This is a genomic window from Rhodobacter capsulatus (assembly GCF_005144475.1).
GTDB lineage: Bacteria > Pseudomonadota > Alphaproteobacteria > Rhodobacterales > Rhodobacteraceae > Rhodobacter > Rhodobacter capsulatus_C.
Window position 1 is genome coordinate 67,023 of sequence record NZ_SWJZ01000013.1, and the last position, 25,724, is coordinate 92,746.

General features: G+C 66.7%; 27 protein-coding genes. 7 read left to right on the plus strand and 20 right to left on the minus strand.

From position 1 onward, the window contains the following. Window positions 1-3: 3 nt before the first annotated feature. From FBT96_RS04280 to FBT96_RS04295, 4 genes are read left to right on the plus strand one after another with little or no spacing between them, the layout of a single operon-like run. A complete protein-coding gene (locus FBT96_RS04280; RefSeq protein WP_136905105.1) occupies window positions 4-888 on the plus strand; it encodes a transglutaminase family protein in 885 nt (294 codons plus the stop codon). Next, window positions 885-1,604 carry a 5-oxoprolinase subunit B family protein gene (locus FBT96_RS04285; protein WP_136905106.1) on the plus strand — a complete coding sequence of 240 codons (720 nt, stop codon included), beginning with the start codon at window positions 885-887 and terminating at the stop codon, window positions 1,602-1,604. The genes FBT96_RS04280 and FBT96_RS04285 overlap by 4 nt, the downstream gene beginning before the upstream one ends. Next, complete coding sequence (locus tag FBT96_RS04290) at window positions 1,601-2,614, plus strand: 5-oxoprolinase subunit C family protein (protein WP_136905107.1); 1,014 nt, start codon at window positions 1,601-1,603, stop codon at window positions 2,612-2,614. The genes FBT96_RS04285 and FBT96_RS04290 overlap by 4 nt, the downstream gene beginning before the upstream one ends. Beyond that, on the plus strand, window positions 2,611-3,348 hold the full coding sequence (locus tag FBT96_RS04295; RefSeq protein ID WP_136905108.1) for a LamB/YcsF family protein: 738 nt from the start codon (window positions 2,611-2,613) through the stop codon (window positions 3,346-3,348). The genes FBT96_RS04290 and FBT96_RS04295 overlap by 4 nt, the downstream gene beginning before the upstream one ends. Here the strand turns inward: FBT96_RS04295 and lpxB are convergent. The 13 genes from lpxB to pyrH all read right to left on the minus strand — a co-directional run bounded on the left by lpxB (window position 3,336) and on the right by pyrH (window position 15,577). Then, window positions 3,336-4,487, minus strand: coding sequence for a lipid-A-disaccharide synthase (gene lpxB, locus FBT96_RS04300; protein ID WP_136905109.1), 1,152 nt, complete (start codon window positions 4,485-4,487; stop codon window positions 3,336-3,338). The two genes, FBT96_RS04295 and lpxB, sit on opposite strands and share 13 nt — an antisense overlap. Further along, window positions 4,484-5,290, minus strand: a complete 807-nt coding sequence (locus FBT96_RS04305; protein WP_136905110.1) for an LpxI family protein — start codon at window positions 5,288-5,290, stop codon at window positions 4,484-4,486. The genes lpxB and FBT96_RS04305 overlap by 4 nt, the downstream gene beginning before the upstream one ends. After that, the gene (gene lpxA, locus FBT96_RS04310) at window positions 5,287-6,081 is read right to left on the minus strand and encodes an acyl-ACP--UDP-N-acetylglucosamine O-acyltransferase (RefSeq protein ID WP_136905111.1); all 795 of its coding nucleotides are present in this window, start codon (window positions 6,079-6,081) and stop codon (window positions 5,287-5,289) included. The genes FBT96_RS04305 and lpxA overlap by 4 nt, the downstream gene beginning before the upstream one ends. A gap of 2 nt (window positions 6,082-6,083) precedes the next feature. Beyond that, window positions 6,084-6,545, minus strand: a complete 462-nt coding sequence (fabZ, locus tag FBT96_RS04315; protein ID WP_055208633.1) for a 3-hydroxyacyl-ACP dehydratase FabZ — start codon at window positions 6,543-6,545, stop codon at window positions 6,084-6,086. A 105-nt stretch (window positions 6,546-6,650) separates the two neighbouring features. Beyond that, window positions 6,651-7,283: an OmpH family outer membrane protein gene (locus tag FBT96_RS04320; RefSeq protein ID WP_136905112.1), complete on the minus strand. Its 633-nt coding sequence runs from the start codon at window positions 7,281-7,283 to the stop codon at window positions 6,651-6,653. A gap of 4 nt (window positions 7,284-7,287) precedes the next feature. Then, window positions 7,288-9,690, minus strand: a complete 2,403-nt coding sequence (gene bamA / locus FBT96_RS04325; RefSeq protein ID WP_136905113.1) for an outer membrane protein assembly factor BamA — start codon at window positions 9,688-9,690, stop codon at window positions 7,288-7,290. Window positions 9,691-9,811: 121 nt separating this feature from the next. Continuing rightward, on the minus strand, window positions 9,812-9,985 hold the full coding sequence (locus FBT96_RS20590) for a hypothetical protein (protein ID WP_169583193.1): 174 nt from the start codon (window positions 9,983-9,985) through the stop codon (window positions 9,812-9,814). 107 nt (window positions 9,986-10,092) lie between these two features. Further along, entirely contained in the window at window positions 10,093-11,433 is a 1,341-nt protein-coding gene (rseP, locus tag FBT96_RS04330) for an RIP metalloprotease RseP (RefSeq protein WP_136905114.1), read from the minus strand. Window positions 11,434-11,436: 3 nt separating this feature from the next. Continuing rightward, complete coding sequence (dxr, locus tag FBT96_RS04335) at window positions 11,437-12,609, minus strand: 1-deoxy-D-xylulose-5-phosphate reductoisomerase (RefSeq protein WP_136905115.1); 1,173 nt, start codon at window positions 12,607-12,609, stop codon at window positions 11,437-11,439. 3 nt (window positions 12,610-12,612) lie between these two features. Next, window positions 12,613-13,407 (minus strand): phosphatidate cytidylyltransferase, encoded by a 795-nt coding sequence (locus FBT96_RS04340; RefSeq protein ID WP_136905116.1) that lies wholly within the window; start codon window positions 13,405-13,407, stop codon window positions 12,613-12,615. Then, window positions 13,404-14,156, minus strand: a complete 753-nt coding sequence (gene uppS / locus FBT96_RS04345) for a polyprenyl diphosphate synthase (protein WP_136905148.1) — start codon at window positions 14,154-14,156, stop codon at window positions 13,404-13,406. The genes FBT96_RS04340 and uppS overlap by 4 nt, the downstream gene beginning before the upstream one ends. Window positions 14,157-14,176: 20 nt before the next feature. Next, a complete protein-coding gene (gene frr, locus FBT96_RS04350; RefSeq protein ID WP_136905117.1) occupies window positions 14,177-14,740 on the minus strand; it encodes a ribosome recycling factor in 564 nt (187 codons plus the stop codon). Window positions 14,741-14,845: 105 nt separating this feature from the next. Beyond that, entirely contained in the window at window positions 14,846-15,577 is a 732-nt protein-coding gene (gene pyrH, locus FBT96_RS04355; protein WP_013067349.1) for a UMP kinase, read from the minus strand. Window positions 15,578-15,627: 50 nt separating this feature from the next. Here pyrH and miaA point away from each other — a divergent pair, with 50 nt between their 5' ends. From miaA to FBT96_RS04370, 3 genes are all read left to right on the plus strand, one after another. After that, on the plus strand, window positions 15,628-16,563 hold the full coding sequence (miaA, locus tag FBT96_RS04360; RefSeq protein ID WP_394347659.1) for a tRNA (adenosine(37)-N6)-dimethylallyltransferase MiaA: 936 nt from the start codon (window positions 15,628-15,630) through the stop codon (window positions 16,561-16,563). Between the two features lie 100 nt (window positions 16,564-16,663). Then, window positions 16,664-17,560, plus strand: coding sequence for an AraC family transcriptional regulator (locus tag FBT96_RS04365; RefSeq protein WP_249306298.1), 897 nt, complete (start codon window positions 16,664-16,666; stop codon window positions 17,558-17,560). 92 nt (window positions 17,561-17,652) lie between these two features. Then, the gene (locus FBT96_RS04370; RefSeq protein ID WP_136905119.1) at window positions 17,653-18,168 is read left to right on the plus strand and encodes a TIGR00645 family protein; all 516 of its coding nucleotides are present in this window, start codon (window positions 17,653-17,655) and stop codon (window positions 18,166-18,168) included. Window positions 18,169-18,215: 47 nt separating this feature from the next. On the opposite strand, the gene FBT96_RS04375 is transcribed toward FBT96_RS04370, so the two are convergent. From FBT96_RS04375 to FBT96_RS04405, 7 genes are all read right to left on the minus strand, one after another. Next, complete coding sequence (locus FBT96_RS04375; protein WP_136905120.1) at window positions 18,216-20,423, minus strand: methyl-accepting chemotaxis protein; 2,208 nt, start codon at window positions 20,421-20,423, stop codon at window positions 18,216-18,218. Between the two features lie 212 nt (window positions 20,424-20,635). Continuing rightward, window positions 20,636-22,162 (minus strand): aldehyde dehydrogenase, encoded by a 1,527-nt coding sequence (gene adh, locus FBT96_RS04380; protein ID WP_169583195.1) that lies wholly within the window; start codon window positions 22,160-22,162, stop codon window positions 20,636-20,638. A gap of 316 nt (window positions 22,163-22,478) precedes the next feature. Then, a complete protein-coding gene (locus tag FBT96_RS04385; RefSeq protein ID WP_136905121.1) occupies window positions 22,479-22,877 on the minus strand; it encodes a sigma-70 family RNA polymerase sigma factor in 399 nt (132 codons plus the stop codon). After that, a complete protein-coding gene (locus FBT96_RS04390; protein WP_169583197.1) occupies window positions 22,874-23,296 on the minus strand; it encodes a helix-turn-helix domain-containing protein in 423 nt (140 codons plus the stop codon). Before FBT96_RS04390 ends, FBT96_RS04385 begins: the two co-directional genes overlap by 4 nt. Window positions 23,297-23,353: 57 nt before the next feature. Continuing rightward, on the minus strand, window positions 23,354-24,334 hold the full coding sequence (locus tag FBT96_RS04395; protein WP_136905123.1) for a phage protease: 981 nt from the start codon (window positions 24,332-24,334) through the stop codon (window positions 23,354-23,356). After that, a complete protein-coding gene (locus tag FBT96_RS04400) occupies window positions 24,334-24,762 on the minus strand; it encodes a hypothetical protein (RefSeq protein ID WP_136905124.1) in 429 nt (142 codons plus the stop codon). The genes FBT96_RS04395 and FBT96_RS04400 overlap by 1 nt, the downstream gene beginning before the upstream one ends. Before the next feature lie 18 nt (window positions 24,763-24,780). Beyond that, window positions 24,781-25,674 carry a Mu-like prophage major head subunit gpT family protein gene (locus FBT96_RS04405; RefSeq protein ID WP_136905125.1) on the minus strand — a complete coding sequence of 298 codons (894 nt, stop codon included), beginning with the start codon at window positions 25,672-25,674 and terminating at the stop codon, window positions 24,781-24,783. Between the last annotated feature and the right edge of the window lie 50 nt (window positions 25,675-25,724).

Here is a 25,724-nt window from a genome sequence, read left to right on the forward strand (position 1 = left end):
GTCATGCGCTACGACATCAAACTGGCGATCGATTACGACTATGCCGCGCCCTCGGACCATCTGCGCAATCTGGCGCGGCTGCTGCCGCCCGACATTCCCGGGGCGCAACGGGTGCTGGCGCGCCGCCTGACACTGGACCCCGCCCCCGACGAACGCCGCGACGGGCTCGATTTCTTCGGCAATGTCGTCACCTCGGTCGTCTGGCACCGCCCGGTCGCCGATGTGCGCTTCGATCTTTCCGCCCGGATCGAGCGGCTGGCCCGGCCCGAACCGCTCGACCTTTCGCCGCCGCTGCAGGCGCTGGGCGCCGAGATCGCGGCGGAAACGACGCTGGCGCCGGGCGCCCCGCATCATTTTCTGGGCGCCTCTCCGCGTGTCGTGCCCTGCCCCGAGATCACCGCCTTTGCCCGCGCCGCGGCCAGCCGCACGATGACCGCCGCCAGTGCCGTCGCCGCGGTGGGCCATGCGCTGCACCGGCACATGACCTTCGACGCCGAGGCGACGACGGTCGACACCCCCCCGCGCGAAGCCTTTGCCCGCGGCCGCGGCGTCTGTCAGGATTTCACCCATGTGATGATCGCGGCGCTGCGCGGGATCGGCGTTCCCGCGGGCTATGTCTCTGGTTTTCTGCGCACTTTTCCGCCGCCCGGGCAACCGCGGCTGGAAGGCGCGGATGCGATGCATGCCTGGGTGCGCGCCTGGGTCGGCTGTGAAATGGGCTGGATCGAGTTCGATCCGACGAATGATCAAGCCGCCGGGGTGGATTTCGTCACCGTCGCGGTCGGGCGCGATTACGACGATGTGGCCCCGATCCGCGGCGCCTTGCGCACGGCCGGACGGGCCGAGACGCGACAGGCCGTCGACATGCTGCCGCTGGATGTCGAATGAGCCCGCCCGAGCTTTTGGCCCTTGGCCTCGACGGCGTGCTGATCCGCTTCGCCACCGCCTGGTCCGAGGCGGCGAATGCCGCCGCGCAGCATCTGGCCGCTGCGCTGATCGCCGATCCGCTGCCCGGCCAGACCGAGGCGGCGCCGGGCCTTGGCGCGGTCCTTTTGCGTTTCGACCGCCAGCTGACCACGCGCGCGGCGGTTCTGACGGCGCTTGCGCCCCGGCTTGAGACCGTCGCGACACCGGCGCCTGCGGCCCGGCACTGGACCGTGCCCGCCTGTTTCGGCGGCGCCGCGGGGGCACAGCTGCGCGAGGCCGCGGCCTTGGCCCACCGCACGGAAGAGGCCCTGATTTCAGAGCTTTGCGCCACCGATCTGCGGGTTCTGGCGCTGGGCTTCGCGCCCGGTCAACCCTATCTGGGCCCCCTGCCCGCGCATTGGGACATGGCCCGCCTGCCCGCGCTGACCCCACGGGTCGCGGCGGGCACGATCACCACCGCGCTGCGTCAGATCGTGCTGTTTGCCGCGCCCTCGCCCACCGGCTGGCGGGCGCTGGGCCGCACCGCCTTTCGTCCCTTTGCCGCCGAGGCCGCCGAGCCCTTCCTGCTGCGCCCGGGCGATTTTCTGCGGTTTACCCCGACAAGTGCCGAAAACATCGCCGCGCTGCTTGAAAAAGGCGATCCCTTGGGGGGTGCAATTCGGAGTTTTCCGAAATGACGGGATATCTGGAAGTGATTTCCGCCGGTCCCGGAATTTCGGTACAGGATCTGGGTCGCCCCGGCTTCACGGCGCTGGGTCTGTCGACCGGCGGTGCCGCCGATCGTCGCGCGCTTTGGGAGGCCGCGGCGCTTCTGGGCCAGGCCCGCCCGCAAGCCGCACTGGAACTGCCGCTGACGGGCGGCCGGTTCCGTGTCACCGCGCCCACGCGCCTCGCCCTGACCGGGGCGCCGATGCAGGCCAGCCGTGACGGCAAGCCCTTGATCTGGAACGCATCGCACGGGCTTGCCCCGGGCGAGTTGCTTGATCTGCGCCCCGGTGACAGCGGCGTTTACGGCTATCTCTCGCTCGCCGGCGGGCTGCTGACGGTCGAAACCCTTGGTGCCCGCGCCACCCTTGCCGCGGCGGGGTTGGGCACGGTGGTTGAAACCGGGATGCGCCTGCCCTTTGGCACCGATCCGGCGCCCGCCACACCGCCGCAGCGCCTGCCCGCCGACGATCGCTTCGGCGGTGGCGCGCTGCGGGTGATCGAGGGGCCACAGACCGCGCTTTTCGACGCCGAAACCCGGGCCCGTGCCTTTGCGACCGCTTTCCAAGCCGGTCCGGCCAGCCGTCAGGGCCTTGCGCTGACGCACAAAGGCGCCCCTTTCGGCACGGCCACGGCGGGGTTGCTGTCCGATTTCATCGGCCCGGGCGATATCCAGATGACCGGCGCGGGACAACCTGTTGTGCTGCTCGCCGATTGCCAGACCATCGGTGGGTATCCGCGCCTTGGAACCGTGATCCCGACCGATCTGTCCCGCGCCGCGCAGGCGCGCCCCGGAACCGCGCTGCGACTGGTGCCGATCCCGCTCGACGCCGCCGAAATCGCCGCGCCGCCCGAGCCGCTCTGGCTGGCGCAGATCCGCCGCCAGTTGCGCCCGCTGACCCGCGATCCACGCGACATTGCCGACCTTTTGTCCTATCAGCTGATCTCGGGCATGATCCGCGGCGACGAGGAAGACGCATGAAACTTGATCTCAATTCCGACATGGGCGAAGGCGCGGGCGCCGACGCGGCGCTGCTTGAAGTCGTGACCTCGGCCAATATCTGCTGCGGGCTGCATGCGGGCGGGCCGCTGGAAATGGCGCGGGTGATGGCGCTGGCCGCCGCGAAAGGCGTCGGCATCGGCGTGCATCCGGGCTTTGACGACCGGGCGCATTTCGGCCGCACGCGGATGGTGCTGTCCAAGACCGAACTGGTCGATCTGATCGCCTGGCAGACCGGAGCCATGGCTGCGGTCGCGCAGGCCAAGGGGTTGAAATTGCGTCATTTCAAGCTGCACGGGGCGCTTTCCAACATCACCTCGGAAGATGCCGATCTGGCCCGCACCTGCTACGGCGCGGCGCTTTCCGTCGTGCCGGATCTGAAGCTGATGGTGCTTTCCGCGACCGCACAGGAAGCCGCCGCGCGCGATCTGAACGCCGATTGGGCGGGCGAGATTTTCGCCGACCGGGCCTATAACGACGATGCGACGCTGGTCGATCGCGCGCTTCCGGGCGCGGTGCTGCATGATGCGGAAGAAGCCGCGGCGCGGATTCTGGCGATGCTGCGGGCGGGGGCGATCCTCTCCGCCAGCGGCCACCGGATCCCGGCCCGGATCGACACCGTCTGCCTGCATGGCGACACCCCGCAAGCCCTTGAAATGGCGAAATTGCTGCGCAGCAATTTGCAGGCCGAAGGAGTCGTGCTTCAGCGCCTTTGAAGGAAGGAAAGAACCGAACGCGCGGCGCGCAGGCCGGGGGCCGCGCCGCCCTCGCCCAGGCGCTGCATCGTTGTTTCCATCGCCGCAACCTGCGCCGCGCGGCGGTGCGGATCGCGCAACAATCCCTGCAGCGCCCGCGCCATCGCCGCGGGCCGACAGGCCGGGCCCAGGAATTCCGGCACGGCGCGGGTCTCGGAGACCAGATTGACCAGTGTCACCGTGTCGATCAGCATCGCGCGTTTGGTGATGTGCCAGGTGAGCCAGTTCATCCGGTAGCCGATCACCATCGGCACCCGATTCGCCGCCAGCTCCAGACTGACCGTGCCCGAGGCCGCAAGCGCCAGATTGGCCGTGGCAAAGGCGGCGCGCTTTTCGGCCCCGTCCGAAATCACATTCGGCACCTCGTCCCAGCGGCAGGCCAGCTTGCGCACCTCCGGCGCCACCCCGCGCACGGTGGGAATGAGCACGCGCAGCCCGGGCAGATCTCGCCGCAGCGCAGCAACGGTCGCGGCGAACCGCGGCATCAGCCGCTTCACCTCGCCGCGCCGCGACCCGGGCAGGCACAGCAGCACCGGCTGATCCGGGCCGATCATCAGGGTCTCGCGCAGCGCGGCGGCTTCGGCGGCCGAGGCCCGCGGCTCGGCCACCACCGGATGGCCGACGAAATCGCAGCTCATCCCCGCGGCGGTCATATAGGGCGGCTCGAAGGGCAAAAGCGCCAGAACGTGGTCGATCACCTCGGCCATCTTCGCCGCGCGCCCGGGACGCCAGGCCCAGACCGAGGGCGCGACGTAATGCACGGTCTTTTGCGCCGGGCGCGCCGCCTTGACGATCCGCGCCACGCGCAGGCAGAAATCCGGGCTGTCGATGGTGATCAGCGCATCCGGCGCGACGTCCAGCACCGCTTGCGCGGTCTCGGCGATGCGACGTTTCAGCTGGCGATACTTCGGCAGCACCTCCAGAATGCCCATCACCGACAGCTCTTCCATCGGGAAAAGGCTTTGCAGGCCAAGGGCTTCCATCTGCGGGCCGCCGATGCCCACGAAATGGACATCGGGGATCAGATCGCGCAGCGCCGCCATCAGCGCCGCGCCCAGCTTGTCGCCAGAGGCTTCGCCGGCGACGAGGAAGAGCTTCACGGGCTGCGCCCCCACAGGAAGATCCCCGCCGCTTCGGCGGCCGCGATCGTCGCCGCGCGGTCCAGAAGCAGCACCCCCCCGGCTTCAAAGACGATGCCGCAAAGCCCGGCGGCGGCGGCCTTGGCCACTGTCTGCGGACCAAGCGCGGGCAGGTCGATGCGGCGATCCTGACCCGGTTTCGGCGCCTTGAAGAAAACGCCCGCCTTCGGCATCGGCACCAGCGCACGATGCGCGGCGACGAAATCGAGCATCGCATCGGTGCCCGGAAGCGCCTCGACCCCAAGGCAGAGACCGCGCGCGACGACCGCGCCCTGCCCGACATCGACTGCGCCCAAAGCTGCGACGATCTCTGCTGCACGCGCCGCATCCAGCTGATCCTGATCGCCGACCGTGCCGCACAACAGCCCGTCACCCGGGACAAGACCCGGGGCGACCCGGTCGGCGCCGATCACCTCGAACTCCCATTCCTCGAAGAGCGCGATCACCGCGCGCAGTGTCGCATCGTCGCCCGCCTGCATCGCGCCGACAAGTCGCGGCACCAGCGACGCGGTGCGGGCGTCGAAGAGCTCGGGCTCCAGTTTCGGCCGTTGCATCGCGCCCGCAAAACAGACGCGCCGGATGCCGCGATCCGTCAGCGTGTCGAGGAACGGCACCAGCCGCTCGATGCGGAACGGCAGCACCGATCCCCCCGGCGCGGGCTGGCCTTCGAGCGCGCAGACGAGCATCCCGGGCGCGGCCTGCAGCAGCAGACCGGGCAGCGCCCCCCCGCCCGCGATCAGCGCGGTCTCGGCCCCCGGGGTCATCGCGGCGTCAGGAAGCTGCGGTCCGAGGGACCGAGGATGAAATCGAGCACTTCGCGGACATGGGCGCTGTCGGTGCCCTCTTCCGAGAGTTTGCGGGCCTGTTCGCGGAAGTTGCCCTCGCCAAGCGCCATGTAAAGTTCACGCAATGCTGAAATTTCGGAACGTTCGACACCGCGGCGTTTCAGCCCGACAAGGTTCAGCCCCTCAAGCCCGGCGCGCGGCCCGGCCACCAACGCATGCGGGATCACATCCGAAGCCACCATCGACAAAGCGCCGATGATCGCGCCATGGCCGATCCGCACCCATTGGTGCACACCCGAAAGCCCGCCGACGATCACGTCGTCTTCGATCACGCAATGGCCCGCGATCGCGACCGAATTCACCAGAATGACCCGGTTGCCGATCTGCACGTCATGCGCGACATGGGCATTCGCCATGAAGAGCCCGTCGTCGCCCACCCGGGTCACGCCGCCGCCGCCCTCGGTGCCGCAGTTCATCGTCACATATTCGCGGATGCGGTTGCGCGCGCCGATCACCAGCCGCGTCTTTTCGCCCCTGAACTTCAGATCCTGCGGGATCTGCCCCAGCGAGGCAAAGGGAAAGACCACCGTGCCCGCGCCGATCTCGGTCGAGCCGGCGATCACCACATGGCTTTTCAGCTCCACCCCCTCGGCCAGCACGACCTCGGGGCCGATGTGGCAGAACGGGCCGATCTGGCAGCCCGGGCCGATCACCGCCCCCGGCTCGATCACCGAGGAGACATGCACGCGGGCGGTTGCGTCAACGCCCATGGTCAGCCCTTCAGATCCATCATCGCGGTGAATTCGGCGGTTGCCGCCAGCTGCCCCTCGACAAAGGATTCCCCAAGGAATTTCCACACTTTGCCACCGCCGCGCTTGACCGTGACCCGCATTTCCAGAACGTCGCCCGGCACCACCTTGCGGCGGAACTTGCAGGCGTCGATCGCCATGAAATAGGTGCCGAGCGGCTTGTCGATCACGTTCATCGAAATGCCCACGACCACCGCCGCCGTCTGCGCCATCGCCTCGACGATCATCACCCCCGGCATCACCGGTTCCTCGGGGAAATGGCCGGTGAATTGCGGCTCGTTGTTGGTCACGCATTTGATGCCCACCGCGCTTTCGAAGGGCACGATGTCGCGCACCTTGTCGACCATCAGGAAGGGGTAACGGTGCGGGATGATCCGTTTGATCAGACTCAGATCGGCGCTGGTATGGGGGGCGGGTTCGCTCATCTTCGATCCTTCCGAAACTGGCCTTGTCACATGGATGGCGGCCTTTGGCCGTTGCTAGCGTCGCGCGGGCCGCTTGGCAAGGACGGGGCGCAGGGGCATGGGCGGCTATTCGCCGCCGCCCGTCCCGGGACCGGGCTGGCCGGGCGCGGCGGCGGGGCCCGCGCCCAGACGCGCATCCATCAGCCGGGCCAGATCCTCGGTGATGTCGGCGGCTTCAAGGCCGCGGATGATCGCGCGGCGATCAAGCACCATCACCGCGCCGCGGCGAGTCAGGATCTCGTCGATCAGCGGCCCGGAGGCGACGAAAAACGCCTGCCGCGCCGCCTCGAAGCTTTGCGTCAGCGCCTGCGCCTTGGCCTTTTGCGCGGCGCGGATCCCGGTGGCGCGTTCGTCGAAGGCATCGGCCTCGGCGCGAAAGACCGCGGGTGTCAGCTTCGCCCGACGTTCGGTCAGGCTCTTTTCCTCGGCGATCAGATCATCGGCGATGCGGGTATTTTCCGCCGCAAGCGCGGTCGACTCGCGCGTCATCTCGGCGGCGATGGCCTTGCCCCAAAGCGTGTCATCGAAGAGCCGCTCGAAATCGAGCGTCAGCACCGGCACCGCGGCCGGGGCCACCGGCTCGGCCCGCACCGGCGCCGCAAGACCAAGCGCCAGCACCGCCGCGGCCAGCAAAAGGCGCAAAAGGCCGGGGAGGCTCCCCGGCCCCGTCAGGGCATTGCGCGGGCGGATCCGCCGCATCGGCTCAGAACTTCGTCGCGATGGTCAGATCGAAGTTCTGTTCCTTGTCGTAATCTTCTTTCTTGATCGCCTTCATGAAGTTCAGCCGCAGCGGCCCCAGCGCCGAATCCCAGAACACCGAGAAGCCGACCGCAGAGCGCAGACGCAGGGAATCGTCAACCTCGCTTGGCGCACCGCTGCGCCCGCCCGTGGTGTTGTCGAGCCCCCAGACCGAGCCGGTATCCCAGAACAGACCGCCATGGATGCCATATTCCTCGGGCAGGCCCAGCGGGAATTCGCTCTCAAGGCGCAGGGCCGCGAAATACTTGCCCCCAAGGGCATCGCCGTTGGCAGCCCCGGCCCCGTCATGCACGTAATCGCGCGGACCATAGCCATTGCTTTCGAAGCCGCGGACCTTGTTGTTGCCCGAGAAGCGGTCAAGGATCGTCAGCGTGGTATCCCCCCGCGCGGCGATCGCCCCGCCTTCCAGCTCGGCCCGCAAGGTCACATCCTCGTTCCAGACCTTGCGTTCGGCGCGCAAAAGCGCCGTGGTCTTCAAGGCCTCGACATCACCCCCCAGACCGTAAAGATCCTGACTGAACCGGAACGTGAAGCCCGTGCGCGGGTCGATGCCGGTGCGGCGCGTGTCAAAGGTATAGGTGTAGCCCGGCCCCATGCTGTTGCGGGCGCCCTGCTCCTCCTCGGCGACAAGGATCTGCGACGACCAGAGCCCGTCATCGGTGTTGTCGGCCATATCATCGTCATAAGAGGTCACGCTGCTCAGCTCGCTGCGCAGGAAGCTGTAGCGCATCTCCAGCCGCGCATTGCGCGCCAGCGGGAATTCGAGCGAGGGCGAAATCCCCATCATCTTGGTGTTGTAATCGGAATTGTCGCTTTCCGAGGTGTTGTACCACAGATGGAAGCGGCCCTTCAGATCGCGGCCCAGCAGATGCGGCTCGATGAAGTCGATCGAGTTCTGCTGGTTGTCCGAAGTGGTGCCGATCGAGATGCCCAGATATTGCCCGCGGCCCAGGAAGTTCGATTCCTCGAGCGAGGCGTTCAGCCCGATCCCGGACGAGGCGCCATAGCTCGCGCCGAAGGACAGCGAACCGGTCGGCTGTTCCTCGACATCGACGCCGACGATCACCTGATCGGGGCCGGTGCCCGGTTTCGTGCCGACATCGGCCTTGGAGAAGAAGCCAAGCGCGCGGATCCGTTCCGAGGCGTTCTTGATTTCGCGCGGGTTGAAGGGGTCGCCTTCCACCGTGTTGAACTCGCGCCGGATCACGCTGTCCAGCGTGGTGGTGTTGCCCTCGATGTCGATGCGCTCGACAAAGACGCGCTCGCCCCGCACCAGCGCGAATTCGACGTTCAGCGTCTGCGTGCGCGGATCGCGGGTGATGCGCGGATCGACGCGGACGAAGTTCACGCCCTTGCGCAGCGCGACTTCCTCCATCCGGGTCACGGCGTAATCGATGTCGGTCGGCGAATAGATCCGGCCCGAGCGGATCTTGGCCAGCCCCTCGAACTCCTTGGCGTCAAGCTCGCCCACTTCGGACACCGTGGTGATCTGGCCGAACCTGTATTGCTGCCCTTCGCGGATGTTGAAGGTCATGAAGAAGCCTTCGCGGTCGCGCGTCATTTCGGACGAGACGCCGGTCACTTCCACATCCGGATAGCCGCGGGAATGGTAGAAATCGACCAGCATCTGCCGGTCAAGCTGCACCCGGTCGGGCACGAAGGTGTCGCGCTGGATCAGCCGGTGCAGGATGCCCGCCTGTTTCGTGCCCAGAACGTCGCGCAGACGCCGGTCCGAGAACGAGCGGTTGCCGGTGAAGGTGATGCGGTTGACCTCGGAGACGGCGCCTTCCTTGATCTCGAAGACGACATCGACGCGGTTGCCGTCACGCTTGATCACCTTCGGATCGACGCGGGCGGCCAGACGACCGGTGGTGGCATAGCCCTCGGCCAGCGCGGCGGCATCGGCTTCCAGCGTCGCCGGCGAGAACACCTTGCGCGGCTGCGTCTTCACCAGCCCGGCCAGCTTGTCATCCTTGAGGATCTTGTTGCCTTCGAAATCGACGACGTTGACGGTCGGATATTCCTTGACCCGGATCACCAGCGTCCCGCCCTGCGGCACGATCTCGACGCTTTCGAACAGGCCCGAGCCCTGCAGCCGCTGAAACGCGTCGTTCAGCGCCCCGGCGCTGACCCTGGTGCCCTTGGCGATTCCGGCATAGCTGAGGATCGTCGCCGGTTCGACCCGGTCGTTGCCCTCGATCTTCACGCTTTGAAAGGCATAGTCCTGCGCCAGCACGGGCGCGGCGACAAAGGCGCAAGGCACTGCAAGGGCAAGGAATGTGCTGGTCGCGAGCGTGCCCAGACGGGTCTTCGCCGTGGTCTTGGCAAGTTGCAGCCGGATCGTCATCGCACTCTCCCCGTCAGGTCGCTAGGCGCAGTTCTCTGACGTGACTAGCGAGAAAGACGGCCCTTGTCAAAGCGACAGACCGTGTTCGGGCGCAAGGAAAGCGCGAGATATGGTAGATTGATCAAAGCTGATACAGGGTCGGATCGGCGGCGGGAAGCAGCGCCGAAACCTCGACACCGATCACCACGGCGCCCGCAAGCGCCACGAAGATCGCCATCGGAACCAGAATGCGATCCGCCGCAAGGTCGAAGACCAGCGCAAAGCTCCGGTATCCTTCGCTCAGAACCGCTTGCATGATCGGGTCTCCTTTGCCTTTCGGAAAGGAAATACCCGTTCAATACGGCCTAATTAGGGCGGATCGGGGCGAATTTGCGGCACCTCCGCCCCGCGCCCCGGCCGGTTTCAGCACACCAGATCGTTCCACAGGCCAAAGGCCATCAGCGCCAGCACCAGCGCCAGCCCGACCGATACCATCAGGCTCATCACCCGGTCCGACGGCGGCTTGCCGGTGACGCCTTCCCAGAGATGGAACACCAGATGGCCGCCATCCAGCACCGGGATCGGGAACAGGTTCAGGAAGCCCACCGCGGTCGACAGCATCGCGATGAACCAGATGAAATCCGCCACCCCCGCCTTGGCCGCCGCGCCCGAGCCCTCGGCAATGCCGATGGCGCCGCGCAGGTTGCAGCTGGAAATCTTGCCCAGCACGATATGTTCGATCGCCGAGACCGAGGCGGTGATCGCCGCCCAGGTCTGCTTTGCCCCGCCGGTCAGCGCCTCGACCGGGCCGATCGCCTCGGTGACCGGGCTGAAGCCCGGGCCCGCGATCAGGCCGATCTTGTAATCGCTGACGAAACTGCCATCCGGGCGCGGCATGTCGACGATCTTCGGCGTCAGCGTCACCGAGAGCGTGGCGCCGCCGCTGTCCTCCTCGGCGGGACGCCACAGATCCAGCGTCAGGGGCGCGCCCTTGCCCGCGCCGACCTTGGCGACCAGATCGTCAAAGCGCCAGATCGGCTGCCCGTCGATCGCGGTGATCACGTCGCCCATCCGGATCCCGGCGGCATCGGCGGCCGATTGCGGCAGCACCTGCGCGGCGCGCGGCGGCGCAAGCTGCGGCCCCTCGACCACCAGATCGGTGCCGTCGCGCAGCACCCGGTAGCTGAGGAAGGGTTTTTCCGGCGTCGCCACCTCGCGCAGACGGTCGAAATCGGGCAGCGCGACGCCCTCGATCGCCAGAAGCCGGTCGCCCGGGCGCAGATCGCCCGAGCCGCCGGGCAGCGCCACCAGCTCCGCCACCTGCGGCGGCACGGCGGGCTTGCCCTCCCAGGCCATCGCCCCGGCAAAGACCAGGATCGACAGGATGAAGTTGAAGACCGGCCCCGCGGCAACGGTCGCCGCCCGCGCCCAAAGCGGCGCGCCATGCATCGAATGGCGGCGTTCCTCGGCGTTCAGCCGCGCCATGGTTTCCTCGTCCACCCCCGCCGAGGTGGCGTTGGCATCGCCCAGAAACTTGACGTAACCGCCCAGCGGGAAAAGCGAAATCTTCCAGACCGTGCCGCGCTTGTCGACCCGGCTGATCAGCTTCGGCCCGAAGCCGATCGAGAAGGCCTCGGCCTTGATGCCGCACAGCCGTCCGACGATGTAATGGCCATATTCATGCACCGTGACGATGATCGAGAGCGCGACGACAAAGGCCAGCACGGTCTGCAGCATCGAAACGAGGTCGGGAAGAAAATCCAAGGGTCAGGTCCTTACTGTCGGCACAAGGCTGCGGGCAAGCGCCCGCGCGGTGGCATCGGTGTCCATCACCATATCGAGACTGTCGAGCGGTTTTCCAAGCCCGTGACGCGCGGTCATCTCGGTCAGCACGGCCTCGACCAGACGGCTCATCGCCAGAAAGCCGATCTCCTCGCCGATGAAGGCATCGAGCGCGGCTTCCTTGGCGGCGTTGAAGGCCGCGCCCGCGGTGCCGCCCATCGCCATCACCTCGCGCGCCAGACGCAGCGCGGGGAAGCGCGCGTCATCCGGGGCGCGGAAGGTCAGCGCGCCGATCTTCGCCAGATCAAGCCGCGCGACGGGCAGGTCGATGCGGTCGGGCCAGTTCAGCGCATAGCCGATGGCATGGCGCATGTCGGGCGCGCCCAGATGCGCCATCAGCGCGCCGTCCTTGAAGCCGACAAGCGCATGCACCAGCGATTCCGGATGCACCAGCACCTCGATCTGTTCGGGGCTGACGCCGAAATATTCCTTGGTTTCAATTAGTTCCAAGGCCTTGTTGAACATGGACGCAGAATCGATGGTGATCCGTTGCCCCATCGCCCAGTTCGGATGGGTCGAGGCCTGCGCCACCGTCGCCTGCGCCAGTTTCTCGATCGGCCAGTCGCGGAACGCCCCGCCCGAGGCGGTGATGATCACCCGCTCGACCGCGTCGATCTCCTCGCCCACCAGCGCCTGAAAGACCGCCGAATGTTCGCTGTCGACCGGCAACAGGCGCGCGTTGTGTTTCGCGGCCTCGGCCAGAAGCAGCGGCCCGGCGGTGACCAGCGATTCCTTGTTCGCCAGCGCAAGCGTCGTGCCCTGCGAGAGCGCGGCAAACCCCGGCGCAAGCCCCGCGGCGCCGACGATCGCCGACATGATCCAGTCGGCCGGACGCAAAGCCGCCTCGATCAGCGCGGCTTTGCCCGCCGTCGCCTCGATGCCGGTTCCGGCCAGCGCGTCGCGCAGCGCGGGCAGGCAGTCTTCATGCGCGGTCACCGCAACCTCGGCCCGGAAGGCCCGCGCCTGTTCGGCCAGAAGCCGGATGTTGCGCCCGCCAGACAGGGCCACCACCTGAAAGGCCCCGGGTCGGCGGGCGATCAGGTCAAGCGTATTGACCCCGATCGAGCCGGTGGACCCGAAAACCGTAATGCGTCGCATGACTTAGCCTCCGAAAAGCGTTTGCGGCATCAAGGGCACAAGCAAAAGCACCACCAGAGCCGCGCCGATCAGCGCGTCGAACCGGTCCAGCACTCCGCCGTGACCGGGGATCAGGGCCGAGGAATCTTTCACCCCCATCCGCCGCTTGATCGCGCTTTCCGCGATGTCGCCCATCTGCCCGGCAAGCGCCACAATCGGCGAAAGCCAGACAAGCGCAAGACCGCCCGGGCCCGCTGCGGCGAAAAGCCCGCCCACGGCGCCCGCGCCGACCCAGCCCGCCACGGTGCCCGACCAGGTCTTTTTCGGCGAGACGCTGGGCCAGAATTTCGGCCCGCCCAGGGCACGGCCCGCAAAATACCCGCCCACGTCCGAGGCGACGATGACGCAGACCAGCCACAAGATCACCTCGGCACCGACGCCAAGGCGCAGCGCCGCCAGCGCATAGCCCGCCAGCATGATCAGCACCGCATAGGCGGCGAAAATCGCCCGGTCGCGGCGGGCCGTGGCGAAGCTGCCAAGGGCCGCGGGCAGGATCAGAAGCGGCGTCAGGAACCAAAGATGCCCGAAGACAACGGCAAACAGCGCCGCCGCGCCGGTCAGGCCAAGGCCCACCGCAGGCCAGGACGCGGCCCCCTCGGGGCGCGTCATCGCCGCCAGTTCCCAGATCATCAGCCCGGTGACCAGCACCGCCAGCAGCAGAAACGGCAGCCCCCCCAGCCAGATCGCCAGCGCCCCCGCCGCGACCATCGCCAGCCCCGAGCCCGTGCGCGCGCGCAGATCCGACCAGTTGCCGCTCATCCCTTCACCCCGCCGAAACGCCGCTCGCGGCCGGAAAATTGCGAAAGTATCGCCGCCAGCGCCGCCGGGTTGAAATCCGGCCAAAGCGTCGGCGTGAATTCATATTCCGCGTAAGCCGCCTGCCAGGGCAGGAAATTCGACGTCCGCGTCTCGCCCGAGGAGCGGATCACCAGATCCGGATCGGGGATCGCCGCGGTGTCGAGATGGCTTGCAAAGACCGCCTCGGTGATCGCCTCGGGGGCCAGCCGCCCGGCCGCCACTTCCTCGGCCATCAGGACCGCCGCCCGGCGCAGCTCGTCGCGGCCGCCGTAATTGATCGCCACGGTCAGGTTCAGCCGCGCATTCATCGCCGTGCGCGCCTCGATCCCGTCCATCAGCCCGCGCAGCTTGCCATCCAGCGGCCCGCGGTCGCCGATGAAGCGCATCCGCACCCCCTCGGCCGACATCGCATCGGCTTCACGCTGGATGTAGCGGGCAAAAAGCGACATCAACCCAAGGACTTCCTCGGTCGAGCGCTTCCAGTTCTCGGTCGAAAAGGCATAAAGGGTGAGCCATTTCACCCCCAGATCGGGGCAGGCGCGGACGATCTCCTTGACCCGTTCCGCGCCCTTTCGGTGCCCGACCAGCCGCGGCCAGCCGCGCTGCTTCGCCCAGCGGCCGTTGCCGTCCATGATGATCGCGACATGCGAGACGCCGTAATCGGTGACGCCACCGCCGTTCGGCGCGGGTCGGGGCTCGGTCGCGGTCATCATCTGCCTTTCTGCACGTCTCAGACGTGCATGATCTCCGCCTGCTTGCCCTCAAGCGCCTTGTCGACCACACCGATGTGCTTTTTCGTCAGCTCTTCGATCTCGCCTTCCCAGAACTTCACGTCGTCTTCCGACATGCCGTTCGCCTTGGCCTTCTTGATCTGGTCCATGCCGTCGCGGCGCACGTTGCGAATGGCGACACGGGCATGTTCGGCATATTGCGCGGCGACCTTGGTCAGCTCGCGGCGGCGTTCCTCGTTCAGCTCGGGGATCGGCAGCATGATGATCGGGCCGTTGGTCTGCGGGTTGATGCCCAGGCCCGAATCGCGAATGGCCTTTTCGACCTTGTTGATCATGCCCTTGTCCCAGACGTTCACGGTGACCATCCGCGGCTCGGGCACGTTGATCGTGCCGACCTGGTTGATCGGCACCAGCGAACCATAGGCATCGACCATGATCGGCTCGACCATCGAGGCCGAGGCCCGCCCGGTGCGCAGCGTGCCGAATTCATGTTTCAGCGCATGCATCGCGCCTTCCATGCGGCGTTCGAGGTCGTCGGTGTCGATTTCGATGTCGTCGGACATGGGTTCCCCCGTTCTTTTCCGTTTTCGTCTTCTTAACGGGGCGGGCGGCGCTTGGATAGGGGCCAAGCGCACGCAGCCGTTCCGTTGCGTCACATGTCGCCGATCTCAGCCCTGCACGCGGGTATAGGTGCCCTGCCCGGCCAGAATGCCGCGGAACCCGCCCGGCTCATCGAGCGAAAACACGATGATCGGCAGGTTGTTGTCGCGCGCCAGCGCAATCGCCGAGGCATCCATGACGCCGAGGTTCTTTTGCAGCACCTCGTCATAGCTGACGGTGTCGTAGCGCTTCGCATGGGCGTGTTTCTTCGGGTCCATGTCATAGACGCCATCGACCTTGGTGCCCTTGAAGATCGCTTCGCAGGACATCTCGTTCGCCCGCAAGGTCGCGGCGGTGTCGGTGGTGAAATAGGGGTTGCCGGTGCCCGCGGCAAAGATGCAGACGCGCTTTTTCTCCAGATGTCGCACGGCGCGGCGGCGGATGTAGGGCTCGCAGACCTGATCCATCGGAATCGCGCTGATGACGCGGGTGAAGACCCCCATCGATTCGAGCGCGCCCTGCATGGCGAGCGCGTTCATCACCGTCGCCAGCATCCCCATGTAATCGGCCGTCGTGCGCTCCATCCCCTGCGCCGAGCCCGCAAGGCCGCGGAAGATGTTGCCGCCGCCGATCACCATGCAGATCTCGACGCCCAGATCGCGCACCGATTTCACCTCGCGGGCGATGCGCTCGACGGTCGGCGGATGCAGGCCGTAGCCCTGATCGCCCATCAGCGCCTCGCCCGAGATCTTCAGAAGCACGCGTTTGTATTTCACGATCGGTTCGTTGGCTTCGGTCATCGCGGCTCCTTGGCGGTCCCTGGTTGTCATCGGGGCGCAAAATGTCGCAAATGGCGTCCGGGATCAACCTCAACCGCAGCCTCGGGATCATCGCCGTGTTCGACCTTGCCGCCCTGCCCGCTGACCGCCCGGTGCTGATCGCGGGGGCGACGGCCTCGGGCAAATCCGCGCTGGCGCTTGAAATTGCGGAACAATCCGGCGGCGTGGTGGTGAATGCCGATGCGCTGCAGGTCTGGTCGTGCTGGCGCGTGCTCTCGGCCCGGCCCTCGGCCGCGGAAGAGGCCCGCGCGCCCCATGCGCTTTACGGCCACCGCGCCCCGGGCGAGGATTATTCCGTCGGCGCCTGGCTGCGCGAGATCGGCCCGATCCTTGCGGCCTTTCGCGCGGGCACCGGCCCGCGCCCGATCATCACCGGCGGCACCGGGCTTTACCTGACCGCGCTGACCGAGGGGCTGGCCGAGATCCCCGCCACGCCCGCCGAGATCCGCGCCGAGGCCGACCGGCGCCGCCTGACCGAGGGGCACGCGGGCCTGCTGGCCGAGCTGGACCCCGCCACCGCCGCCCGCGTCGATCCGCGCAATCCGATGCGGGTGCAGCGGGCCTGGGAGGTGGCGCGCACGACCGGCCGGGGGCTCGCCGCCTGGCAGGATGATACGCCGCCGCCGCTTTTGCCGCTGGCCGCCGCCGTCCCGCTTCTGCTCTCGCCCGAGCGCGACCTTCTGGCGGCGCGGATCGATGCCCGCTTCGAGACGATGCTTGAGTCGGGCGCGCTTGACGAGGTCCGCGCCCGGCTGCCCCAGTGGGACGGCGCGGCGCTCTGGGCCAAGGCGATCGGCGCCCCCGAGCTGGTCGCGTATCTGCGCGGCGAGATCGATCTGGCCACCGCGACCGACCGCGCCAAGGCCGCCTCGCGCCAATATGCGAAGCGCCAGCGCACATGGTTTCGTGCCCGGATGGGGGGCTGGCACAACATCCTGCGGGGCTGAAACCGGGCCGCGCCAATTTCCGCGCGGCCGCGTTTTTCGTTGGATTAACAAGGGGATCTTCCCTATCCTTGGGCCGACCGCCGCCGCCCCGGAAGTTTACGTGACCCTTTTCAAGACCCCTCCGCTCGCGCCCTTCGCCAAGACCCTGCGCCCGGGCGCTTCGGCCGCATCCGTCGCGGCCCAGCCCGCCCGGCCGAAGTCGCTCTTGCCCGAGCCGCCCTCGGTGCCGCGCATCGTGCCGATCGCCCGGCTCGCCCAGGGCGGGCGCTGGCGCGTGGAGGCGATGCGGGCGCTGTCGGAACCCTGTTTCCTGTGGTTCACCCGCGGTCAGGGCCGCATCACCATGGGCGGCGTGACCCGCGGCTATGGCCCCTATTCGGCCGCCTTCCTGCCCGCGGGGGTGATGCATGGCTTCGAGATCTCGACCCAGACCACCGGCCTTGCGGTGTTTTTCGGCAAGAATTCGGACCTGACGCTGCCGCATGCGGCGCAATATCTGCGCGTGCGCGAACCTCCGGTGCAGGCGGAAATCTCGGGGCTGATCGAATCGGTGATCCGCGAGCTGGAAAGCAACCGTCCCGGATCGGACCGGGCGGCGCTGCATTATCTCGGGCTGTTGAGCGTGATCATCGAACGTCAGGGCATGTCGCAGGCGGCCGAGCCCCGCGCCTCGGAGGCCGCACGCAAGCTGGTGACCCGCTATGCCGCTGTTCTGGAACGGGATTTCCGCTCCGGGCTGGGGGTGGCGGACTATGCCGCGCAGCTCGGTGTGACGGCGACGCATCTGACGCGCTCGTGCCGGATCAGCTGTGGGCGGGCCGCCTCGGACCTGCTGCAGGATCGCCGCCTTTACGAAGCCCGTCGGCTGCTGAGCGAGACCGGAACCCCGGTGAAGGACATCGCCGCAGCACTTGGCTTCAACAGCCCGGCCTATTTCACCCGCGCCTTTCAGGCGAGGGTCGGCAAGACTCCCTCGGCCTTCCGCAAGGGCGGCTGAGCCGATATCCCTTTCGGCCGGTCTGCCGCCCTGGCTCTTGCGCGCGGCGGGGCCGTCCCTATCTAGGCGGGGCAGACATTAACGGAGTATTCATGGAACGCGCGATCGAACGGGTGCTTTTTGCCAGTCGCTGGTTGATGGCACCGATGTATCTGGGCCTTGTGGGCACGCTGGTGATCCTGCTGTGGGCCTTCGTGCTGGAGCTTTACCATTTCGCGCTGCAGATCCCGCAGATGGAGGTGGATATCGCGGTGATGGGGGCGCTGTCGCTGATCGACCTCAGCCTTGCCGCGAACCTGATCCTGATCGTGATCTTCTCGGGCTACGAGAATTTCGTCTCGCGCATGGACACCCACGACCACGAGGACCGGCCGGATTGGCAAAGCGAGGTCGATTTCTCGACGCTGAAGCTGAAGCTGGTCGCCTCGATCGTCGCGATTTCCGGGATTCACCTGCTCAAGGTCTTCATGGATATCGACAAATATCCGCCGGAAAAAATCACCTGGATGGTGGTGATCCATCTGGTCTTCGTCATCTCCGGGGTGCTGCTCGCGCTGATGGACTGGATTGCCAATCACGCCAAGTCGATGAAGAAGGCGGCGAAATAAGCCCGATCACACAGCCCGCGGCCTGGCCGCGGGCCTTTCCGGCAAGGTCAGGCGGCGGAAAGATGCGCGCTCGCCCCCGCCTCGGGCAGCTGGAACCGCTCGACGGTCTGGCGCAGGTCGCTGCCCTCGCTGGCAAGCGCCCGCCCCGAAGCCGCCGACATGTCGGTCATGTTCGCGATATGCTGCGTCGTCTGATCGAGCTGGGTCACCGCGCCATTGATCTCGACGATGCCGCGGGCCTGTTCCTCGGCCGAGGCGGCGATTTCGCCCATCCGGTCAAAGATGTCGCGCACCGAGGTCACGATCTGATCCAGCGCCTCGCCGGTCCGGCCGACCATCTTCACCCCGCCCTGCACCTGCGTGGTCGAGGTTTCGATCAGTTGCGAAATCTCCCGCACCGCATCCGAGGCCCGCTGCGCCAGCGCCCGCACCTCCGAGGCGACGACGGCAAAACCGCGTCCCGCCTCGCCCGCCCGCGCCGCCTCGACCCCGGCGTTGAGGGCCAGCAGGTTGGTCTGAAAGGCGATTTCCTCGATCACATGGGTGATGCGCGAAATCGACTGCGACGAGGCCTCGATCTCGGCCATCGCCGCCACGGCCTCGGCCACCACGCCGACGCCGCTTTCCGCATTCTGACGCGCCTTTGCCGCGATTTCACGCGCCTGCGCCGCCCCGTCAGCCGCCGAGGAAACCGAGCTTGTCAACTGGTTGAGCGCCGCCGCCGTTTCCTCCAGCGCCGCCGCATTGCGTTCGGTGCTGTGCGCGAGCTGCGTGCTGGCCTGCGAAAGCTTGCCCGCCTCGGCATCGACCCGCATCGCCGACATGTCGATCTGCACGAGCGCATCGCCCAGCTGACCGATGGCGGTGTTGAAATGCGCCCGAAGCTGATCGTATTCGCCCGGCAGCGGGGTTTCGATGACGCAGTGCAGATCGCCCGCCGCAAGGCATTCGAGCGCTTTCGACAGCGCCGAGACCACGAGCTGCTGTTCGGTCAGACGCGCCCGCGTCTCTTCGGCGCGCCGGGCCGCGTCGAGCCGCTCCGCCTCGACGCGCTGCCGATCGCGTTCGAGCGCCTCGGCCTCGGCCCGGCGGCGCTCCGCCTCGGCGCGCTCGGCCTCGGCCCGGGCCGTCTCCTCGGCACGGCGTTTCGCCTGTTCCTCGGCCTGCAGAGCCGCCTGCATCCGGGCATTTTCCTGCAGATTGGTGCGGAACACCACCAGAGCCCGCGCCATGTCGCCCAGCTCATCCTTGCGCTCGGTCCCGACGATCTCGACATCCGTCCGCCCTTCGGCGATCGCCTGCGTCGTCGCCGCCTGGCGCTGCACGCAGGAAGCAATATGCCGCCCGCCCGCCCAGGCCACGCCCGAGGCCAGCACCAGCGACACCACCACCGCAATCGCGCTCAGCCGGGCCTGCGCCGCCAGCATCTCGGCCGCCAGATGATCCGGCGAGGCGACGACATAGATGCCGATCGGAACCCCCGAGAAATCCTTTACCGCAACGGCGCGGCCGACATGGGGCACGCCGCCGAAATCCCGCAACACATCCATGCCGTCGGAGTTCAGCACCGTTTCGAAATCGCCCGCCGCCAGCATCGGCGCCTCGCCGGTGGTTTCGGCCATGCGCTCGATCTTGTCCGCCGAGCCCGTCGGGGGCACCGCGTAAAACTCGAACTCGTTCCCCGTATCCCGTGACATCGCCGACAGAAACTGCGCATCCATGTCAAAGCCGACCTCGACGGTGCCGACATGGGCGCCCTGCCAGCTGATCGGGGCGACGCCGCGCGCGCCGATCCCGGTTCTGCCGCGTTCAAGCCCGCGCTCGGGCACCTGCTCCGCATTCGCCCTGACCACCATCGGGCGGGTTTTCGTCAGATCGTCGCCGCGCTTGTCGAGCTGATGCACCCGGATCATCGAGATGCCCGGCGGGACATGGAAATGCAGCTGTGTCATCCCGGTCTGGGCCATCATCGCCTTGATCGAGCCCGCCAGCATCGTCTCGATCGCCGCGTCATCACGGCGCGAGACGGCCTCCTGGATCGCGGGCACCCCCGCGATGATCTGGGCCATCGACAGCGCCTGTGTCGTGCGGGCGTCGATCGCCAGCCGCAGCGCATCCGCGGCCACGGCGCGTTCCTTGGTATAGGCGGCGTCCAGCGTGCGCTGCCCGACCAGCACCATGCCGGACAGGTTGAGCACGATCGCGATCACCGCGGTCAGAAGGGGAAGCAAAAGGATCTGTCTGCGAAGCGTCATCGACGGTCTCCATCGTCAGTCGCAGACGGGATAGCGGAAAATCGTGAACACCCGATTTACGGGATTAACCGGCTCGATAAATTACCATAAGGCGAGTTAAGCCCCGAAACCATCAACCGGGCCGCCCGGCAGGACGACCCGGTTGCGCCTTGGGCGCAAGGCTTCGAAAGTGGGGCCGCGGCACTGCCGCGGCCCGGCTGGGCGGGGAGGGATCAGAAGAAGCCCAGCTTGTTCGGGTTGTAGCTGACCAGCATGTTCTTGGTCTGCTGATAGTGATCAAGCATCATCTTGTGGGTTTCGCGCCCGATGCCCGACTGCTTGTAGCCGCCAAAGGCCGCATGGGCCGGATAGGCATGGTAGTTGTTGACCCAGACGCGCCCGGCCTGGATGTGGCGGCCGAAGCGGTAGCAGGTGTTGATGTCGCGCGACCAGACACCGGCGCCAAGGCCATACATCGTGTCATTGGCGATGTGCAGGGCTTCATCCTCGTCCTTGAAGGTGGTCACCGAAACGACCGGCCCGAAGATTTCCTCCTGGAAGACCCGCATCTTGTTGTGGCCCTTGAGGATCGTCGGCTGGATGTAGAAGCCGTTCTTCAGATCGCCGCCAAGGCTCGCCGCATCGCCGCCGCACAGAACCTGCGCGCCTTCCTCGCGGCCAATCTTCAGATAGGACAGGATCTTGTCCTGCTGCTCCTGGCTTGCCTGCGCGCCGACCATGGTTTCCATAAGCCGCGGGTCGCCCTGCTTGATCGCCTTCACCCGGGCGATGGCGCGGGCGATGAACTCTTCGTAGATGTCCTCCTGAATGAGCGCGCGCGACGGGCAGGTGCAGACCTCGCCCTGGTTGAAGGCGAAGAGCACGAAGCCCTCGACCGCCTTGTCGAGGAAGGCGTCATCCTTGGCCATCACATCCGAGAAGAAGATGTTCGGCGACTTGCCGCCCAGTTCCAGCGTCACCGGGATCAGGTTTTCGGTCGCATATTGCATGATCTTGCGGCCGGTCTCGGTCGAGCCGGTGAAGGCGATCTTGGCGATCCGGTTCGACCGGGCCAGCGGCGCGCCGACATCGGGGCCCATGCCGTTGACGATGTTCAGAACGCCCGGCGGCAGCAGGTCCTTGATCACGTCGATCAGCACCATGATTGCGGACGGGGTCTGTTCGGCCGGTTTCAAGACGATGCAGTTGCCCGCCGCCAGCGCCGGGGCCAGTTTCCACGCCGCCATCAGGATCGAGAAGTTCCACGGGATGATCTGGCCGACGACGCCCAGCGGCTCGTGATAGTGGTAAGCCACGGTGTCATTGTCGATTTCCGACATCGAGCCTTCCTGGCTGCGCAGCACCCCCGCGAAATAGCGGAAATGATCGACGGAAAGCGGGATATCGGCGGCGGTGGTTTCGCGGATCGGCTTGCCGTTGTCCCAGGTCTCGGCGGCGGCGAGCAGATCGAGGTTCTCTTCCAGCCGGTCGGCGATCTTCAAAAGCACGTTCGAGCGATGCGCGGCCGAGGTGGTGCCCCAGGCGCCTTTCGCGGCATGGGCGGCATCGAGCGCCAACTCGACATCGGCCGCGGTCGAGGCGGCGACTTCGCAGATCTTCTCGCCGGTGATCGGCGTGATGTTGTCGAAATACTTGCCGCCCACCGGCGGCGTCCACTTGCCGCCGATGAAGTTGTCGTAGCGCGGCTTGAAGGGCGACACCATCACCCCCTTGAAATCATGCGGCATGTCGTTGGCCATCTTGTCCTCCCTGATGGTCTGACCCCCTCCCCGGGGTGTCGATGCGAAGAGACTGCGCCTCTTTGCGATTCTTGCATAGCCGCTTTGTTTTGGGGTTATGGCTGAGCTGTTTCAGGGGCGAGACAGGTGCAGGCGCAGCATCGCAAAATTCGTAAAGGCGGCGCGGGGTCGCAGGTAGGGAGAGGGGGGCTCTGCCCCCCTCGGCTGCGCTGTTATCTTTCATTGTCCCTGTAACGTCTTTTCGTGGGGTCTGTTACCGGAAGTGCCAGTCAGTCCGCAGACTATCCCGGACCGTTCGGCGACGTTCGGCATTGCCTCAGGTGCCAGCCTGTTGCCGCTTCCACCAATCCCAGATCGCCGTTTTGCGGACATGGCGGGCCGGTGGGAAGTGGGCCGCAACTTCGGCGGCGATTTGCTCGAAGGTGAGACGATCGACCCGCGCCGCAATGAAGGCCTGCAACTCCGGGTCGCCGTCGATCTTGCGAGGCGTGCCGAAGCGGTGCGCGCGGCGGTGTTCCGAAGGCAGGGCCGTGCATTCGGGCAGGCTTTGCAGCCCCTCTTGAAGACCCACTTCAAGGGCAGCTTCAAGCCCGGTGACGGCACGCGCAACGGCTGCTTGCCCGGCCTTCACCTCGGCCAGGGCAAGCGCCACCTGTGCCAGGGCCGCAGCCGCAGCCTTCGGGCAGTCATGCGACGTGTCGGGCGCGCCTGTCATGTGTCATCCCCGGCTTTCGCGTGGGGATTCGGCTGAACGGTGCCGTTCAACCAGCTGCGAACGGTGACATCACTCTTGCGCACCCGGCGGGCAATCTCGGCGATCGAACATCCCTTCGCTTGAAGAGCCGCCGCAAGCCAGCGATCGCCCAGCGGCACCTTGGCCCGCGTGGCGCAAAGCCGATCCCCAAGCGCGACGAGTCGCTTGCCCCCAACCATCCGCGCCGCCGCCCCCTCTTTCGCGCGCTCTTCATCGCTCGGAAAGGTCATGTCGGCCCCCCCGAAGGCCAGAAGGAATTCGATTGCCAGATCGCCCCCAAGAACCTCGACATAGGGCGCGAGATAGGCGGGCGGGCGCGGCAGAGCTTTGACGATGTTCCGCCCCGTGGCGGGCTGGGGAAGGTCAGGCGTCACGGGCATTGTCCCTTTGCAGTGGTGCAGGTTGTGCAGGTGGAAGCGGGCGCGATGCGCCCGCCGTCACTTCGCCAGGCGGTCCGGCTTGATCCCGAGTTGGACGCAGATCGCGGCCTCTTCGGCGGTCGCAGCGGCAACGCTTCCGGCGGTCCCCGGCGGCAAGCCGTTGATCGCAACCCGGTGCAGGTGCGCATAGGGCGCGGGCGATTTCGCCAGGAAGGACTCGAAGCTTGCCGCATCCTGCATGCAAAGCGCCGTCGCCCAGTCGCGCATGGCGGGCGTGATGTGCCCATCCCGAAGCGCACCATCAACCCGCCTGCGGGCGTCCTGTTCCTGCATCGTGGCCACGCGCGCATTGTGATGCGTCAGCAGTTCGGACACGGCTTCGATCGGCACGAAGCGCGCCGGATCGGCGGTTTCACGCGCGGTGGCCTTGGCCGGGCCTTGCTCGGTCTTCAGCGCCGCCAGCACCGTTTTCAGGATCGCCGCCGGATCGCTTTCCGGCGGCAGCGAAAGCGCCTCGGCCAGCTTGCGCAGAACATCGGTCGCTTCGGTCGGTTGAGTGCCGTCAGTTTCGGGGGCGTTCATCGTGGGTTCCTCGCTGGCCAGGGCCGTCAGGTGCAGGTTCGGATTGTGGACAAGGCCAGCGCCTTTCAGGCGCAGGATCTTCCCCGTCTTGCCGTCGAAGACGAAGACCGGGCTCAGGTAGCGGTATTCCCGTTCCCCGATCATTTCGCGGGCGGTCGCGGTCCATTCGACGCGCCCCCACAGGCCCTTGTCGTCGGACCGAAGTTCCTTGATCCAGCCAGCGGCGGGAACAGGGCCGTTCTGTTTCGACTCGGGCCGGTCGTTCTGGTGTTCGTAGTCGATCGGCAGATCGACCCCGCGCGACTGAAAGTCCCGGATCACCGCCGCCGGATCGGCCAGCTCGAAGCCTCGACCATCGCGCCCGGTCATCTTGCCAGGCGGCAGCAGATGCACCCATTCGGGCGCGCCGCCTGCGGGTGCAGGGTCAAGTTCGCAGGTTGCAAGCTGCAGGGCCATTACATGCCCCGCGTCACGGCTTCATCGAAGCGGACCCAGACGCCCGAGGTGTCGACGCCTTCCACGATCCCGGCGCGCGAGCGCGTGGCGGTGCCATCGGTCTTCGCAACGGTTTGATCATCGACGATGTAGCACAGCTTGCCCACATCGGCTTGCGTGATCAGGTCCGTCGCGAAGTTCGCAAAGCGGAAGGTGCCGGGCCGATAGTCGATCGTCAAGGCCCCGGCCACCCCGGCGCTGTTGTCAACCGTCGCTTCGGCCCGCCCGACCCCGAAAGCACCCGTCGCGATCGCGCCCTTGGTCAGATACCCGGCGCTGTTGCGCATGACGATGCCCCCTTTCCAGACCTTGACGCTTGCAGCCAAGGCATCGTTGAGGGTGTCGCCCATGCGGCGGGCGGTGTTGCGTTCTGCACTCAAAGCCACCATGGCCAGTTCCTCCGCAGATCAGGACAGATAGGGCGACACGATCAGAGACGCCGTTCCCTTCCAGGGGTTCGAGCCGCCGCCGCTGTTGGTTTCGGTGTTCAGAAGGCTCAGCGCGTCACTTTCAAGAGCGGGCGGAACAACGAGAACGTTCGGCGTCACGCCCAGAACACGCCCGCCATCCGTCTTGAAGCCCATCATGGCTGCGCGCGCCGCCGCATAGTTCGCGGCAGTCAGAGGTTGCTTCGAGCCCCATGCGAATTGCCACAGCCCGAACCCGGCATTCACCCGCGCCCGGATGCCATACAGGAACTTGTCGTTGCGGAAGACGTATTCGTCTTCGGTGCCGTTGAGGCTCTGGAACTCGTAACCCATGCGTTCTTGCCAGATCAGCGGACGCACGCTGCGCGACGTGTCGAGCAGGAACCATCCCGGACCCGCGCCACCATCGGTGTTCGCAACCGAGGTCACCTGATCGTCGCTGCCGGTGACGGGATGGTCCACATCGAAGAAGAATTGCCCATCGTAACAGGTCGTGTTGAACCCGCTTTTCAACAGCGAAAAGATCATCTCGTCGGGGTGGCGCGCGGCGGCTTGCCCCATTTCCGCGAAGGCGGGCTTGAAGACGCCCAGCCGGTCATCTTCGAAGTCGACCCGATTGACCTCGACCGTCGATTCGAACGTCCTGTTGCGGATCGTGAAGCCATGCGCCTCGAACGCCTTCACCTGGCGCTGGCCGACCCATTCCCGCATCGCCGGGAAGTTGCCCAGCCAGCCATAGGTTTCGTCGCGGCTTGAGCTGGGAACCACCATCGCAATCTTGTCGTAATGCGAAGGAGCCTCGCCGAGAGCGTCGGAAAAGATTGTGTTGAAGCCCCGGAAGGCAAGATCAAGCGTTTGACCGTTGATGATCATGGCGGCGTCCTTTTTCCAGTTCGCCTTTGGCGAACGATCTGGAAAAAGCA

Bases quoted from the DNA above. Each gene is read 5' to 3' on its own strand.
- FBT96_RS04280 (WP_136905105.1), top strand. From the start codon at position 4: ATGCGCTACGACATCAAACTGGCGATCGATTACGACTATGCCGCGCCC.
- FBT96_RS04285 (WP_136905106.1), top strand. From the start codon at position 885: ATGAGCCCGCCCGAGCTTTTGGCCCTTGGCCTCGACGGCGTGCTGATC.
- FBT96_RS04290 (WP_136905107.1), top strand. From the start codon at position 1,601: ATGACGGGATATCTGGAAGTGATTTCCGCCGGTCCCGGAATTTCGGTA.
- FBT96_RS04295 (WP_136905108.1), top strand. From the start codon at position 2,611: ATGAAACTTGATCTCAATTCCGACATGGGCGAAGGCGCGGGCGCCGAC.
- FBT96_RS04305 (WP_136905110.1), bottom strand. From the start codon at position 5,290: ATGACCCCGGGGGCCGAGACCGCGCTGATCGCGGGCGGGGGGGCGCTG.
- lpxA (WP_136905111.1), bottom strand. From the start codon at position 6,081: ATGGGCGTTGACGCAACCGCCCGCGTGCATGTCTCCTCGGTGATCGAG.
- fabZ (WP_055208633.1), bottom strand. From the start codon at position 6,545: ATGAGCGAACCCGCCCCCCATACCAGCGCCGATCTGAGTCTGATCAAA.
- FBT96_RS04320 (WP_136905112.1), bottom strand. From the start codon at position 7,283: ATGCGGCGGATCCGCCCGCGCAATGCCCTGACGGGGCCGGGGAGCCTC.
- bamA (WP_136905113.1), bottom strand. From the start codon at position 9,690: ATGACGATCCGGCTGCAACTTGCCAAGACCACGGCGAAGACCCGTCTG.
- FBT96_RS20590 (WP_169583193.1), bottom strand. From the start codon at position 9,985: ATGCAAGCGGTTCTGAGCGAAGGATACCGGAGCTTTGCGCTGGTCTTC.
- dxr (WP_136905115.1), bottom strand. From the start codon at position 12,609: ATGCGACGCATTACGGTTTTCGGGTCCACCGGCTCGATCGGGGTCAAT.
- FBT96_RS04340 (WP_136905116.1), bottom strand. From the start codon at position 13,407: ATGAGCGGCAACTGGTCGGATCTGCGCGCGCGCACGGGCTCGGGGCTG.
- uppS (WP_136905148.1), bottom strand. From the start codon at position 14,156: ATGACCGCGACCGAGCCCCGACCCGCGCCGAACGGCGGTGGCGTCACC.
- frr (WP_136905117.1), bottom strand. From the start codon at position 14,740: ATGTCCGACGACATCGAAATCGACACCGACGACCTCGAACGCCGCATG.
- pyrH (WP_013067349.1), bottom strand. From the start codon at position 15,577: ATGACCGAAGCCAACGAACCGATCGTGAAATACAAACGCGTGCTTCTG.
- miaA (WP_394347659.1), top strand. From the start codon at position 15,628: ATGGCGTCCGGGATCAACCTCAACCGCAGCCTCGGGATCATCGCCGTG.
- FBT96_RS04370 (WP_136905119.1), top strand. From the start codon at position 17,653: ATGGAACGCGCGATCGAACGGGTGCTTTTTGCCAGTCGCTGGTTGATG.
- FBT96_RS04375 (WP_136905120.1), bottom strand. From the start codon at position 20,423: ATGACGCTTCGCAGACAGATCCTTTTGCTTCCCCTTCTGACCGCGGTG.
- adh (WP_169583195.1), bottom strand. From the start codon at position 22,162: ATGGCCAACGACATGCCGCATGATTTCAAGGGGGTGATGGTGTCGCCC.
- FBT96_RS04385 (WP_136905121.1), bottom strand. From the start codon at position 22,877: ATGACAGGCGCGCCCGACACGTCGCATGACTGCCCGAAGGCTGCGGCT.
- FBT96_RS04390 (WP_169583197.1), bottom strand. From the start codon at position 23,296: ATGCCCGTGACGCCTGACCTTCCCCAGCCCGCCACGGGGCGGAACATC.
- FBT96_RS04395 (WP_136905123.1), bottom strand. From the start codon at position 24,334: ATGGCCCTGCAGCTTGCAACCTGCGAACTTGACCCTGCACCCGCAGGC.
- FBT96_RS04400 (WP_136905124.1), bottom strand. From the start codon at position 24,762: ATGGTGGCTTTGAGTGCAGAACGCAACACCGCCCGCCGCATGGGCGAC.
- FBT96_RS04405 (WP_136905125.1), bottom strand. From the start codon at position 25,674: ATGATCATCAACGGTCAAACGCTTGATCTTGCCTTCCGGGGCTTCAAC.